Origin of the sequence: Niastella vici, assembly GCF_002077945.1 — a bacterium.
Lineage (GTDB): Bacteria > Bacteroidota > Bacteroidia > Chitinophagales > Chitinophagaceae > Niastella > Niastella vici.
The window spans coordinates 379,039-393,694 of sequence record NZ_LVYD01000002.1 but is presented as its reverse complement, the minus strand read 5'-3'; the positions used below and the strand labels follow the sequence as shown (position 1 = coordinate 393,694).

The window sequence follows — 14,656 nt, the reverse complement described above, 5'->3', positions numbered from 1 at the left end:
AATTATTATCTTGGGCATGTGATAAAACCCAAACTTTGATCAGTTTTGCAAAAAGGAAGCTATTCAGTTTAAGGGATATTTTTGATAAACAATTTCAATTACTTCCTGCAACATCATGTTCTTATGAAAATTAGCCTTCACATCCTGCCCATTCTAACAGTTCTTACCTTATCCGCACACAGCCAGGAAACCGACACATTCGATCTGCATAAAACGGTTATTAAGAAATCTATTCAATTGGTGACCGGGTTTACATTTGGCAGAAGTAAGTATGTTGAGATAGGGATTGCAAAAAATAGTTATGCGATTGTTGGGCACCATCCTTCTTCCAATACAATTTTTGCTTCCACTGAAATGAAGTTTGGCCAAAAGTTTATTATAGGACCTAAAATTGGTTGTTGGGCAGGTGGCGGAGTTGCGGGGATGGCCATGGGCGCAAGTATGATTTATTACACTGACTTTGATGATGGTACCCTGGTATTCAGACCCGACATAGGCTTTGGCTTTGCTCACTTTAAGTTCGTTTATGGCTATAATTTTCGATTGACAAAGAACAAATTGGCAGAAATAGATTATAGCGTAGGAAGTATCTTTATAGGTATCGGGATTAAAAAACTAAAAGAGAAGGTAGTAACATGGTAAGGAGATCTTGAAAATTGTTAAAAAGTATTGAAGATTATGATCGACGAAGACTTTTGTAATATCCTGGAATGGGAATTAAGTGCGGCGTTTAAATATTCAGATCTGGAAGCCGTAAAATGGTTCTGGTGTGATGGGGTAATAATGTCCGAAGGTGAGATATGTTATACTAAGAAATATATTAATGATAACAGGCAAACCACGTTTAGAGCGTTTATCGGCATGGATGGACAAACACACTATAAATTAATACTTCTGTTTGGCCCAAAAGCATTAAGCCGGAATGCAAGGGATCTGGATATTACCGAATGTATACCAGATCCGGAAACGCCGGATTGGTTCAGTATTGACACTGATAAAAAAATAATTGAAGTTCAACTCTATTAAAAATTGAAATACAACTTGACTAATACCTTTCACGCCACTTTATTGGCAACACTTGCTTTCATAATTAGTATTGCTTTATCCGCTTGCGCGCAAACAAAAGCGCTTGATCAGGGAAAACCAGGCAAGGCATTTGTGGCTGATACATCTGTGATCGCTATTTTTAACGATCGTTCGAAAATAAACTTTTCATCTGAAGAGCTTTCACTAGTAGATAGTATTCTGCAGCAATGTATCAATGATTATGATCTTATGAATATTTCAGCATACAAAAGGCAATATGTGCCTGCCATTAATGATAAAGGAGAAAAAGTAGTTTGGGTAAATTGTTTTTGTGGGACATCGCGCAACTGGAAGAAGGATCTGATAGTTGTGAACGACGGGGGTAGTTGTTATTTCAATGTGACAATTAACCTCACATCTCATAAGTATGAAAATCTAATAGTGAATGGCGTTGCCTGAATTCTGTTTAACCACCGGACCCAATGCCCGAATCTGCTGAGCTGGCCGCTGTATTAAGATATTGATTAGGAACTAATCTGGAAGAGCACCCGTGCAAGGCGGGCAGGCTCTGACAGGTCAGTCAAACAAACTTAATTAATGACGAAATAAACAAACTTTAAAGCTCCGGCTCAAATTACTTACCCCTGATCGTGAAATCCATGATCATAGGTGTTTTACGATTACCGCCGGGGCTGGTGGCTGCAATATTTTCAATAGTTACATGCTGGCCTTTTTCAAGCGATTTGATGAGCGCAACCTGTTCTGCAGAAAAATTGTCTTGGGTAGAACCGGCGCTTTTTATTACAGATTTGTCGGCAGCCCGCACCACCATATCGAACGAAGCGACCTTCATGGGCAGTTCAAATTCCGAATTTTCAATGGTGAGCTTTATGCCATCCGCTTTCAACAGCTCCTCTTTTGAAATATCACCGCCTTTTATTAAACCAGCGTTGCCGGGAAGGGGTTTCAGTACAACAACCGGCGGTGGCAGGTATTTAACACGGAACTCCGATTCCCTGATCGTTTTTCCTTTTGCAGCTACGGTGATCACCGCTTTACCGGCTACATGCGGTCTTACATTATATTCGCCATTCTTGCCGGTAATAGAACCATTGTCGATACTTACGGTAATATCGTCCGCCGCATATTCTGAAACTGAAATGCTTACCGGGTTGTCAATTCCTATATACAATACATTCAGTTTGGTGGGTGCAATAGTCGTTACTACTTCAGTTGAATCACTGGAAGAGCGCCCGTTCAAACAACCGGTTACTGGTATTAGTAAGGATGTAATGGGAACCAACAACAGCAGTTTATACCTGCTGGCACGATTAGGATGATCTGTTTGCATCATAATGAATCTTTTATTAATGGATGATTGATTGAATCCTGAATAAATTGTGACCAGTTCAGTTTCTGCAATTTGATTGAGTAACAAGGCCTGGTATTGCAGCTTGTTTATACCCGAATCCAGTACCCCTGCATCTGCCAGGTACTCATGTACCAGCTGCACTGTGTTCCTGAACAACCATACAACCGGGTTGAACCAGGTTATTGCTGTCACTATTTCAACCAGTATGATATCAAAGGAGTGATATTGCAACATGTGAACCTTTTCATGAGCTGTTATCTGTTCTTGTTGCTCAGGCGTTACAAAAGACCGGTTCAAAAAAAGAAGCCTGAAAAAAGAAAATGGTTTTTTATGCTGCCCGTTCCATACAATGGTATAGGCGCCCTTTTTTTCCTTCTCAGAGCTGCGGTAACAAGTCCAGATCAAATAAAATTGCCTGACTAATCGTACAAGGAAATAACCGGTTATTATGCAGTAGAGCATACCAACAATTGAAAGAACCGGTATCGCTGATCGCTCCCGTGCTGGCACTTTTGTCGCAGGTGTTGCCGTGTTGCCCGAAGCATCGGTACCCGTGAAAGTGTTAGTTACAACATTGTTGACCCTGCTTGTTGATTTGGCAATGTTGAAAGTAAAAAAGCTATACCGGTTAAATGGTATCAATAAGGAAATAAGCAGGGAGAACAACAGGTACCACCGCAGGCTTTGCAACGTGGTTTTATTGGCCAGAAATAATCTGTAAAACAAATACAGAATGCTTAAACAACCCGTCGACAAAACGATATACCTGACAAGCTCGTTCATACTTAGGATTTTTGTTTTTTGATCTCTTTTTCAATGTTTTTCTTTAACTCTTCCAGCTCTTTCAGTGGCACGTCCTTTTCCTTTACAAAAAAGGAAACCAGCTGACTGATCGAGTTGTTGAAAAGTCCCTTCAATGCATCTTTCATAATGTGCTGGGCATAATCCTCTTTGGAAACAAGCGGATAATAAACATGGGTATTGCCAAATGTCTTATGATCAACGTAGCCTTTTTTCTCCAGTACTTTAATCACCGTTGCAACAGTGGTATAGGCAGGTTTGGGCTTGGGCAGTTTCGCGATCACATCTGCCACTGCGCCTTCATTGATCTCCCATAGGGCTCGTAGCACCTCTTCCTGGGCTTTGGTTATTTCTTCCATAGTGTGGTCTACTATAATTTTTATAAAACTACTATAAATATAGTAATTGACTGCATTTTCTTCCCAAAATATTTTTTAATGCAACGAATTATTAATTAAGGGCATGGGTGACAGCTTCCTAAAATGCCTGAAGTATTTTGCTAAAGACTATTTGCAATAATTTAAAGACCATTAATGTTCCATAAACGAGGAAAGAAGTAAGAGGTAGGAAGAATGAGGTATGAAATTCAGAGATCATCTTACTTCCTACTTCTTACCTCTTACTTCGTCTACACTAAATACTAAAAGTTCTGTGATGAAAAACTATATCATTTTATGCCTCTTTGCCTGTACGACTGGCCGAATATGTGCCCAGGGCGGTGTAGCTACGGCTACACCCATTCCCACGCCGGTGGCAACAAAAGAAAAAACAGCTTTTCAAACGGGTTCGGTCTGGATGCCGCAGATTGACGTACGGGCCGATATTGCCATCGTGTACGGTGTTAGCGAGCGCGGCCCGGTATCGTTTGAAGACCGTGTAAAAAGCTGGCGCGACCGGGGCTACAAGGTGCATTTTATGACCGGCATTGCCTGGGGCCGATATGACGATTATTTTTTAGGCAAATGGGATGGCCGCAATCATTTGGGCGAAGGACAGGTAACGGTAAAGGGCGATACCATTTGGCATGGTCATAATGTCCCGTATGTAGTGCCTGTTGCTTCTTTTATTGAATACATGAAAAAAGGGGTGATCAAAAGAGTGATCGATGCCGGCATTAATTCCATTTATCTGGAAGAACCCGAGTTCTGGGCAAGGGCCGGTTATAGTGAAGCGTTTAAACAGGAATGGCAACGCTATTATGGTTTTCCCTGGCGGCCACAGCATGAATCGCCGGAAAATACGTATTTGTCGGGTAAATTGAAATATCACCTGTATTATAATGCAATAAAGGAGGTGAGTGAATATGCCAAAGCGTACGGGAAAACAAAAAGCATGGATGTAAAAGTATATATACCCACGCATTCACTCGTGAATTACTCCTCGTGGCAGATCGTGAGTCCCGAAGCCAGTCTCGCTTCCCTGCCGGGCATCGATGGATATATTGCACAGGTGTGGACGGGCACTTCGCGGGAACCGACGTATTTTAATGGCCTGAAAAAAGAAAGAGTATTTGAGAATGCCTTCCTGGAATATGGTTCCATGGTTTCTATGACCGCGCCTACAAAAAGGAAACTGTTCTTTTTGACCGATCCCATTGAAGACTGGCCAAGGGACTGGGCCGATTACAAGCGCAATTACGAGGCTACGTTCACTGCAAAGTTATTATACCCGGTGGTAGCCAACTATGAAGTGATGCCCTGGCCCGAGCGTATTTACACCCACCCTTACAAACTGGCTAACAGCAATGAGTGGGTGCTGATACCAAAATATTATTCCACCCAAATGCAGGTGATGGTAAATGCGTTGAATGATATGCCCGTGTCGGCCAACCAGGTAAGCGGTTCAAACGGCATAGGCGTTCTTATGGGCAATACGTTGATGTTCCAGCGCTTTCCCATCCATAGTGGATATGAAGACCCACAGTTCTCCAATTTTTACGGGCAAACCCTGCCGCTGGTGAAACGCGGCGTGCCGGTTCAAACCGTGCATATGGAGAACCTGGCATACCCGGCTACGTTGAAAGATATAAAAGTGCTGGTGATGAGCTATTCCAATATGAAACCGGTGTCGGCCGATGTGCATAAGCACATTGCCGCCTGGGTGCAAAATGGAGGCGTGCTGGTGTATTGCGGGCGCGATAATGATCCATACCAACAGGTAATGGAATGGTGGAATACCAATGGCAAACATTATAAAGCGCCATCAGAACATTTATTTGAGTTGTTGCATATTCGGCCCGGCGAAGGAGATCAATCGTACCCGGTGGGTAAAGGAAAAGTGTATGTAATGCGCATAAACCCATTGGAGTTTGTAATAGCCGCAAACACAGATGCACGATATATTGATGTGCTTCAGCATGCCTGGAAAGACGGAGCCAGGGCAGGGGAGTTGGAATTTAAAAACAATTTCTATTTACAAAGGGGACCGTATGATATGGTGTCGGTGATGGATGAAAGCACCAGCAATGAACCGTTTGTGATCAATGGCCCGGTGATCGATCTGTTCGATCCGCAATTGCCGGTACTGGCAATAAAAAGCGTGCAGCCCGGAACTCAGGCTTTATTATATAATGTAAACAGGGTGGCGAACAAAAAGAAACCACAGGTACTGGCCGGCGCCTGTAGAATATACAATGAACGCGTACAGGAAAGGAGCTATGCTTTCGTGGCGAAAAGCCCGCTGAATACCCGTAACAGCATGCGGATACTATTACCGGCCGCGCCGGTAAAAACGGTGCTGATGAATTGCAAGGGCCAACTAATCAATGACGTGCAAAGTTCCTGGGACGAAACTTCTCATACCTGTTACCTTGGTTTCGATAACGATGCCGATGGCATTACGGTTACAATAAGCTGGTAAATAGTGTTGATTAATTTAGAGGGAGAGGGTTTTGAGGAATTACTTTTTGTAAAAATTCTTGTAGTAATAATATGATCTCTTTCCATTATATTTATATCTTGTACACGCTATCCTGAATTTTCTCAAAACCAAAACAAAAATTGATGAAACGTAATTTAACTCTATTGTTCCTCTTGGTGTTTGCTTTTACAACCCATACTATTGCCCAGGCGCCCAACCCAAGACTACAAACAAATGCTAATGACATTAAAACTCCCACGATCATGGACCTGTTGGCGCGGATAAATAAACTGGAAGAAGAAAATTCAAAGCTTAAAAAAGATCTTGAAGAAATGAAGACAAACTACACTACTTTAAATAACAGCATTGATGGAATAAAAAAGGATAATGGCTCACAAACATTTTTAATCAAAGGACTGGACAATAGTTTAACGACTCTGAATACAAACCTGACGACTCTAAAAACTGATTTGAATACACTCAAGACGAGCTTTGGTACACATTTTCATAAAATAAAAGGTGGTTTTTCTGCAGGCAGTGAAGATGGATTTGCAATGCATTTGTTAAGATCCGGCAATAGTCTGATAAATGACGTTGAAACGTTCAAGACCACAGGCGGGCCAATACAATAATTCAGAATCAGTGAACTAAAGGGCCTTCAGGTTTAACGACCTGAAGGCTTTTTTTATGTGCGCCGGGCATGGTTATAAACTATAGGGTGTAAGTCCCCGATGAGCATTGCATGTATCATTAGTCAAAGGCAAGGGTGTTGTGGGTGACCACGAATCTGAAGGAAGCCGGCGGCAAACACAAACCGCCGTATACCAGATTGGTACGTGAGGTGGTGTGAAGAGGCGTACCGTGAGCCTATGGCTCACGGTCGCCTACCCGATTCCGGAAATACTTTGAATTACGATCCCGGCACCCTATATTTGCAATCATCAGATGATATGATGAACAACTTGATTCCACGCCGCTCACTGGCAGATGAAGTGGCCGCCCAATTACAGCAGCAGATAACGCAGGGGAAATATAAAACCGGCGAGCAGCTGCCTATTGAACCCGAATTGATGAAATCCTTCGGTGTAGGGCGCTCTACTATTCGTGAAGCCATCAAGGTATTGGTAAATTCCGGCCTGTTGCGGGTGCAGCAGGGATTAGGCACATTTATAGAAGGAACAGAGGGAATAAAAGAGCCATTGTCCCAGCGATTAAAGCGGGCCGATTTTAATGATATGGAAGAAGTACGCCAGATCCTGGAAATTAAGATTGCGGAAAAAGCAGCTGCCAACCGAACAGAAAAAGATCTTAAAGAAATGCGGCATTGGCTTACCGTACGCAAGCAATCGGCACATAATAACCTGCTCAATGATTGTATTGATGCCGACATTAATTTTCATACCGCTATTGCCGTAGCTTCTAAAAACGAAGTACTGGCCGATCTGTATAAGGCCTTCTCAATACAGGTAAGGAAATATTTTTTGATCAGCTTTACAGATACCACCAGTTTTATAAAAACACAAGGTCTGCACGAACAATTGCTGGAAAGTATTAAAGCGAATGATACCAAAAAAGCCTGGAACACAGCCGCAAAAATTATAGGACACAGGGCCCAATAAAAAAATTGTAATTAAACATCAGATGATCTGATTACTAGATAACTATGATGAAAACAACGAATTTCCCGGCAGCGAGTGATGCCAAAGCACTTACGCAAACAACCATTTATTCCATTCTGTTTACGATCAGTTTCACCCATCTGCTCAACGATATGATGCAGTCGGTGATACCGGCTATTTATCCAATGATAAAGCAGAACTTTAATCTGTCGTTTACCGAAATAGGATTGATCACTTTTACCTTTCAGCTTACGGCTTCGTTACTGCAACCTTTTGTAGGGCACTATACCGATAAAACGCCACGTCCTTATTCGCTGGCGATTGGCATGGGTTTTACATTGACTGGAATTATTTTATTATCCCTGGCTTCCAGCTTTGTAGCTATTTTGATCGCTGTAAGTTTGATTGGTATGGGCTCTTCTGTATTTCACCCTGAATCTTCCCGTGTGGCGCATCTGGCCTCGGGCGGAAAAAAAGGATTGGCGCAATCTATTTTCCAGTTGGGTGGTAATACAGGCAGCGCCATAGGCCCTTTGCTGGCGGCGTTGATCATTGTTCCTCACGGACAATTTTACGTTATCTGGTTTGGGCTGATAGCCATCTTAGGTATCATTGTATTGATAAAGGTGGGTAATTGGTATAAGGAACATTTAGACCAGCGGGCAAAGAACAAACAGCGTGCATTGCCTGCGTTCAACCAGGCATTGCCAAAGTCTACCGTTATTGGTTCGCTGATCATCCTGTTGGTGCTGATCTTCTCCAAGTACTTCTACATGGCCAGCATGTCGAGCTATTTTACTTTTTATTTGATCGACAAATTTCATGTTTCGGTACAGCAATCGCAAATACACCTGTTTATCTTCCTGGGATCTGTAGCCGCAGGAACGTTAATGGGAGGTCCGCTGGGTGATCGTTTTGGAAGGAAATACGTGATATGGATCTCTATTTTAGGCGCTGCACCATTTACCTTGCTATTGCCATATGTTAACCTGTTCTGGAGTGGCGTATTGTCGGTTATTATTGGCGTTATTATATCTTCGGCATTCTCTGCCATTTTAGTATATGCTACAGAACTGGTTCCTGGTAAAGTAGGGATGATTGCAGGTTTGTTCTTTGGTTTTGCATTTGGAATGGGCGGGCTTGGTTCTGCCGTATTGGGAAAACTGGCTGATTTGACCAGTGTGGGCTATGTATTTAAAGTATGTGCCTTTTTGCCACTGATCGGTATCATTACAGGATTTTTGCCAAATATTGAGCAAAAACATCGGGCAGTAAAGGCCTGATGCAATGCGGTGAAAAAGTGAAAGCCCGGCCGGTTAAACCGAAACGGGCTTTCTGTTGGTTGGATGCACTGCAATTGTTATTATAAAATTGCTTTTCCGCTAAAGACCAGCCTGTTATCAATGTATAACGAAACTATATGGAGTTTGTCTTTATTGCCATTTACCGGTAATTCAATATCGTTTTGTCCTGCCAGTAATACTATTCGTGGTTGTTATGAAGGGATAGCAGCTTAAAGCACCATGATGACTGTTTCGATGTAATAATGCCAATTGTTGTACCATTTATAGAATGCATTGAAAACCAACAACGATAAAGTTGGCATGTTGGCTTTTATTCCATGTTATGGAAATTTTTCCGAAAAACTGGAAATAAGTACGGGCATAGCCGGATAAGCCATTGGCCGCCATTAAGGAGAGCTTCGCCTAAAACAAATGGAAATACTTACGTTTTTTCACATTTTTTTGTATTCTCGAACCGGGGAGAACGTTATATCTTGTGGTTACCGCTTGACGATAACCGGTTAAGCAGTTTTCCGCTTACAGTAACAAACCTGACAGAATTAAGAGAATTATCTATTACAAATGGTAATGTTAAAACAATACCAAAAGAAATTTCCAGGCTGACAAAGCTTGAAAAGCTTGATCTGGGGAATTTCTGGAATTATAAAAGAAAAAATCAATGTGATAGCCTTGAAAATTTATCGGCATTAAAAAATCTAAAAGAGCTTAATCTTGGGTGGACTAAAATAAGATCCCTGCCGCCAGAATTTGCTATGCTTGAAAAATTGGAGGTGTTAAATATAGAATTCAATAACTTCAAAAGATTTCCTGAGGTAATTGATAAAATACCAGGGTTGAAATTGTTGATTATTAGCCATCGGGAGTTTAATAAAAAAACAATGAAAGCGCTAAGAAAGCAAGCCAAAAAATATAAAATTCAAATTGACATGTTTTGAAAGGCATGCAAATGACAACAGCTGAATTTAAAATAACGATACACATGGTTTCAAGTCTTGACGGCATTATTGCCAAAAAAGACAATAGTGTTACGTGGTTTGAGACAGCTGACTACTATGAAAAGGGGATTGAGATGACGGAGCAGGACACTGAAGAATTTCTTAAGAAAATAGATTGTTATATAATGGGTGCGCGAACCTATGAGCATGCCCTGGAATTGTCAGGAACTTATGGCTGGGCATATAGAGACGTGCCTGTTATTGTAGTAACTCACAGAAACCTGCCAATTGAAAGACCGGATATTGAAATTTATTCAGGTGACCTGAATAAGCTTGTAGAGGAACGGTTAAAACCAAAATACAGGAATGTGTGGTTAGTAGGCGGGCCAATGCTTGTCAAAGAGTTCATTCGTTTGAAATTAGGAGATGAAATAAGGTTGTCTGTTTTGCCTGTTATCTTAGGAGATGGAACGCTGTTCTTTGACCAGGTTGGACAAGAACAATTGTTGCACTTGAAAGACGTGGTAGCTTACAAAAGCGGAATGGTGGAATTGCGGTATGAGATAAAAAAATAAAGCTGCCATCAGTAATAACACCTTTGTATGTTGATAGAAAATAAAGGCATCAAAACTGCCAGTTTTTATATTCCCCCTTTCAATAGTAAAACAAATGCTGCGAATTACAAAGAATACTAGTTACGCAATGAAGATCTTATTATTTTTTACCTTATCTTTTTCCGTTCTATCGTCATTTGGACAATCAAGGGAAATGTATCAGCCAGATTCAATTTATAGAATAAATGCTGTGAAAAGAAGAATAGTTTCTTTTGGTGGGGGTACAAAAGCCGCATTGATCTATAGTTATGACAAACAAGGGCGACTGACTGATTATGGACTTACGGATAATGAAACCGGAAAGCGTTTTCAGTTAAAAATACTTTACAACTATGATTCAACCGGTAAAATTAACACCGATGTTGAAATAGATGAAGACAGCAGTTACAATAAGCATTCGATTTACAATTACAATACCAGTGGGCAACTGGTCTCGAAGTATACATTTGATAATGCTGAAACCCTTGTTGAAAAGGATACTGTAACTTATGATCCGTTAAACGAAACCGAAACATTTTTTCATGCAGATACTATTTATCGTCAGCAAACAGCAGTTTATGAAGATGGGTACATATTTGCCTATACACGATTCTATGGGTATGAATATGAAGACGGGAAAAAGGAAACCTGGAAGTATGAATTTAAGAATTACCTCGATATGAAAAAGAGGATTGTACAACGTGATAACAGTTTAACGAAGCCTTCATTGATTGTTGAGTATTCGTATGCGAAAAATGGACTGCTTATCAAAAGAACAGAAAGGTTTACCAACCCTAAAATAAAACAAAGCCGGATACAATTAATAAGTTATGAATATTGGTAAGGCCAGGTCTAAAACGTATATTTTTAATGGAAAGACCTTTATTGCAAAGTGATTTATCCGTATTTTCAACCTGCTAAACAATAGTGGTATGTATTTATTAAACATGAAACTGCCTGCAAAAGCAGGACATGCAGACGAGTTGGCAAATATCCTGTTAGATGCTTCCAGGCTGGTTGCTACTGCTCAGGGATGTAAACTATATGCGGTAGGTAAAGAACAGAATGACTTAAATACTGTATATGTAACTGAAATTTGGGACAGTAAAGAAGATCACGACAATTCACTAAAAGTAGAAGGGGTTCGTGAACTGATCATGAAAGCCATGCCCATCATGGACGGACAACCACAAAAATTACAGGAACTTGAATTGCTGGGTGGAGCAGGGGTATAGAAAAGCCGGTTTTCAGCTGAACATAGTAAGTGTCATTAAAAATTTTGGGGCCCATTACCTTCCATTAACCAGTCCATTGCCATATCCGTTGAAACATATGGTATCAGTTATGCAAGGGCGGGCGAAATGCTTAAACGCTTGAAAAAATAGTTTGTCCCTTTCTACTTATCCTTCCCCTCCACTAAAAACTTGCGAATATTCTCCAACAGCATATCAGATGTGCTGGAATTGGTGAACAGCACATAACCCATTTTCAGGTCTTTATACACTTCAAACTTGCATTTGAAATCACCATTATTACCGCCATGGCCAAAGGTTTTTCCAAAGGGTGTTTCGCGTACCTCGAGGCTCATGCCCATGTAAGTGGGGACCTTTGGCTTTTCGCGCCATCCGGTAAAATCATACTCGGAATGCTTTGATAATATGGTGTCGTAGGTTGCCGGCTTCAACCCTTTTTGTTCTAACAAATAAAGCATAAACCTGGTAAAGATCTTTGCTTCTGTGTGCATGGAGTAAGCCATACCTGGTTTTTCGGGCAGGTCTTTTTTATTTGGCTGTTTATCGAAATGGCCACATGCCTTCATCTGTTGCAACGAATCATTTTTTGAGAACCAGGTATGGTACAATCCTACCGGTTCTATCACTTCTTCCTGCAATACCTGCTCCACTTTTTTGCCAGTTATCTTTTCCACTACCAGTTTCAGGTATTCAAACCCTTCGCCGGAATAGCCAAAAGCAGTGCCCGGGGTGAACTTGATATCGAGCTTGCCATCGGGGTTCATCCAACGCCAGTTAGGGAAACCGGTTCGGTGGGTTAACACGTGCCTGGCCGTTATAAGCTTATATCGCTCATCATTTTCAATATCCTTATAGGGAAGATATTCATACAGCGGTTTGTCGAGGTTGATGATGCCGCGTTCGGCCAGCTTTTCAACCGCAAGGGCAAATACCGGTTTTGTTACAGATGCGGCTTCAAATAAGGTATTCGAATCTACTTTTTCACCGGTCATGATATTGCGAACACCATAGGTTTGGTGATAGACCAGCTTTCCATCCTTTATCAGGGCCAGCGAAACACCCGGTATACCATAGTACTTACAATAAGTTTCAATGAAGTTGTCAACCAGTGCGGCTTTTGCCGGGGTAAAATCAAGCAATACACCTTTGTCGGGGATGAGGTCTGGTGCAGGCGTAGAAGGAATAATAAGCTCATGGGCTGTTATTTTTTGTGCGGCCTTTGCTATTACCGTGATGGGCTTTTTCTGCCGGGTGTTATACACTGTATCGCCGGCCAGGTAATAGGGCTCATACTCATTGATCTCGTATTTGCCTGCAGGTACATCAACTGAATAGTTCCCCAGGCTGTCAACTGCTGCCTGCAGCCAGCAAGCCATTGTGTTAATAAGGCATACCTGCGCGGGTAATTTGGTGGCTACCGGTTTATCCCAGCTTACTTTTCCTGAAATGGTAGCCAGCTTTGTTGCTGCCGGTAACAGCAAAACGTCGCCCAGGCTGTTGGGGTTCCTGAACTTTAAAGCGCCCTTGCCCCACGATGACCAGCTAATACTGCCGTCTCCATCTTTATCGAAAACATGAAAATCGAAACCGATCGTTTTACCCACCGCCAGCTCATTGCCTAACTGAATGCGCCATTCATAAATGCGGGTATTGCCGCGCCGGTTAACAGCTATTTCTGTAATATCCCAGTTAGCGTCTTTAGCAAACGGATCAAAGAAATTGTTATTGATGTGCTTGAATGTTTCGCTATACAAATACGAAACAACTCCTGAGCCGGAGAGCAAATGGCGGGCATCAATACTTACCTCCAGTCCATCCTGTGAGTTCCAGCGTACATTTTTTGAGGTGTCAACTATGTAGTCGTTATCTGTTATGGTAAAAGCAATGTACAGGGAGTGGTTGTCGAGCCGGTAGCCCAACTGGAAAAATCCGGAAAAGTCTGAATCGTCGGTTGGCTTAACGTCAGACGGAACATTGGCGATTGTATATTTTATGGCATTGGCCGGCCAGTCGCTGAGATCACCATCAATTTTGATGAGGCCAAGCGGGTAAGCATAAGCTACGCTGCCATTATGGGCAAACCCGTTTATGAAAAAGGGGATGCTGGCAAGCAGCAGTGAAATGGTTTTGAGCAACGGCTTTGCACTCATATTAGTGGAATTTGATAGGTGAAACAGAACCCTGACTGTTCTTCTGGATTGAGACGTCCGTATGTTTGAATAAGTTACAGGCTTTGAATGATTTCTCCGGATTAAAGTAGCTTTTATGCCCAATTTGTTGCATGGCAGGCCGCGTCATTATCTTTGTGGGCAATAATCAATCCTATGGGTAAGTTTTTTGATAGCATCCAGGACCATCATGCTGAATTTATACATAAACAAAAGATGTTTTTTGTAGCGTCGGCGCCATTAAGTGGTGAGGGGCATGTAAACCTGTCGCCCAAGGGGCTCGACAGCTTCCGCGTTTTGTCGCCCAGCCGCGTGGTTTATATGGATATTATAGGCAGTGGCAATGAAACATCGGCGCATATGCTGGAGAACGGCCGCATCACTTTTATGTTCTGCGCTTTTGAAGGGCCACCGAATATTCTGCGTTTATATGGGAAAGGATATACAGTGCTACCTGGCGATGCGCAATGGGCTGAATTGTCGGCCTTGTTCACTATACCACTTGCAATAAGGCAGCTCTTTGTAGCCGATATTCATAAAGTACAAACCTCCTGCGGTTTTAGTGTGCCCCTGTATGAATATACCGGCGAACGGGACCAGGCACAAAAATGGGCCGAGAAAAAAGGCCCTGAAGGACTGAAAGCCTACCAGGAAGAAAAGAATGGGATCAGTCTCGATGGGTTGCCAACAGCGTTGGGTAAGCAGGGTAGTTTGTAATTAAGCCTT

Annotated in this window: 15 protein-coding genes; 12 read left to right on the top strand and 3 right to left on the bottom strand. The window is 42.0% G+C overall.

The window, feature by feature from the left end:
• Window positions 1–123 precede the first annotated feature (123 nt).
• Genes A3860_RS04990 through A3860_RS04980 form a run of 3 tightly spaced genes read left to right on the top strand, consistent with a single transcriptional unit; the run spans window position 124 to window position 1,485 of the window.
• A complete protein-coding gene (locus A3860_RS04990) occupies window positions 124–642 on the top strand; it encodes a hypothetical protein (RefSeq protein WP_081145447.1) in 519 nt (172 codons plus the stop codon).
• A 36-nt stretch (window positions 643–678) separates the two neighbouring features.
• Window positions 679–1,026 carry a hypothetical protein gene (locus A3860_RS04985; protein WP_081145446.1) on the top strand — a complete coding sequence of 116 codons (348 nt, stop codon included), beginning with the start codon at window positions 679–681 and terminating at the stop codon, window positions 1,024–1,026.
• A gap of 15 nt (window positions 1,027–1,041) precedes the next feature.
• Complete coding sequence (locus A3860_RS04980; protein ID WP_081145445.1) at window positions 1,042–1,485, top strand: hypothetical protein; 444 nt, start codon at window positions 1,042–1,044, stop codon at window positions 1,483–1,485.
• A 175-nt stretch (window positions 1,486–1,660) separates the two neighbouring features.
• Here A3860_RS04980 and A3860_RS04975 read toward each other — a convergent pair whose 3' ends face one another.
• The gene (locus tag A3860_RS04975) at window positions 1,661–3,181 is read right to left on the bottom strand and encodes a M56 family metallopeptidase (RefSeq protein ID WP_081145444.1); all 1,521 of its coding nucleotides are present in this window, start codon (window positions 3,179–3,181) and stop codon (window positions 1,661–1,663) included.
• 2 nt (window positions 3,182–3,183) lie between these two features.
• Entirely contained in the window at window positions 3,184–3,558 is a 375-nt protein-coding gene (locus tag A3860_RS04970) for a BlaI/MecI/CopY family transcriptional regulator (RefSeq protein WP_081145443.1), read from the bottom strand.
• A gap of 295 nt (window positions 3,559–3,853) precedes the next feature.
• On the opposite strand from A3860_RS04970, the gene A3860_RS04965 reads away from it, so the two are divergent.
• From A3860_RS04965 to A3860_RS04930, 8 genes are all read left to right on the top strand, one after another.
• The gene (locus tag A3860_RS04965; RefSeq protein ID WP_081145442.1) at window positions 3,854–6,058 is read left to right on the top strand and encodes a hypothetical protein; all 2,205 of its coding nucleotides are present in this window, start codon (window positions 3,854–3,856) and stop codon (window positions 6,056–6,058) included.
• A gap of 143 nt (window positions 6,059–6,201) precedes the next feature.
• Window positions 6,202–6,690 carry a hypothetical protein gene (locus tag A3860_RS04960; protein WP_081145441.1) on the top strand — a complete coding sequence of 163 codons (489 nt, stop codon included), beginning with the start codon at window positions 6,202–6,204 and terminating at the stop codon, window positions 6,688–6,690.
• Window positions 6,691–7,008: 318 nt separating this feature from the next.
• Entirely contained in the window at window positions 7,009–7,677 is a 669-nt protein-coding gene (locus A3860_RS04955; RefSeq protein WP_081145440.1) for a FadR/GntR family transcriptional regulator, read from the top strand.
• Window positions 7,678–7,721: 44 nt separating this feature from the next.
• Window positions 7,722–8,960 carry an MFS transporter gene (locus A3860_RS04950; protein ID WP_143773945.1) on the top strand — a complete coding sequence of 413 codons (1,239 nt, stop codon included), beginning with the start codon at window positions 7,722–7,724 and terminating at the stop codon, window positions 8,958–8,960.
• Between the two features lie 494 nt (window positions 8,961–9,454).
• The gene (locus A3860_RS04945) at window positions 9,455–9,916 is read left to right on the top strand and encodes a leucine-rich repeat domain-containing protein (protein WP_158085137.1); all 462 of its coding nucleotides are present in this window, start codon (window positions 9,455–9,457) and stop codon (window positions 9,914–9,916) included.
• 5 nt (window positions 9,917–9,921) lie between these two features.
• Entirely contained in the window at window positions 9,922–10,491 is a 570-nt protein-coding gene (locus tag A3860_RS04940) for a dihydrofolate reductase family protein (RefSeq protein WP_245843480.1), read from the top strand.
• 229 nt (window positions 10,492–10,720) lie between these two features.
• Window positions 10,721–11,353, top strand: coding sequence for a hypothetical protein (locus A3860_RS04935; RefSeq protein ID WP_143773944.1), 633 nt, complete (start codon window positions 10,721–10,723; stop codon window positions 11,351–11,353).
• A gap of 88 nt (window positions 11,354–11,441) precedes the next feature.
• Window positions 11,442–11,744 (top strand): putative quinol monooxygenase, encoded by a 303-nt coding sequence (locus A3860_RS04930; RefSeq protein ID WP_081145437.1) that lies wholly within the window; start codon window positions 11,442–11,444, stop codon window positions 11,742–11,744.
• Window positions 11,745–11,905: 161 nt separating this feature from the next.
• Here the strand turns inward: A3860_RS04930 and A3860_RS04925 are convergent, their stop codons facing one another.
• Window positions 11,906–13,912: a serine hydrolase gene (locus A3860_RS04925; RefSeq protein ID WP_081145436.1), complete on the bottom strand. Its 2,007-nt coding sequence runs from the start codon at window positions 13,910–13,912 to the stop codon at window positions 11,906–11,908.
• 174 nt (window positions 13,913–14,086) lie between these two features.
• On the opposite strand from A3860_RS04925, the gene A3860_RS04920 reads away from it, so the two are divergent.
• A complete protein-coding gene (locus A3860_RS04920) occupies window positions 14,087–14,647 on the top strand; it encodes a pyridoxamine 5'-phosphate oxidase family protein (RefSeq protein ID WP_081145435.1) in 561 nt (186 codons plus the stop codon).
• Window positions 14,648–14,656: the final 9 nt, after the last annotated feature.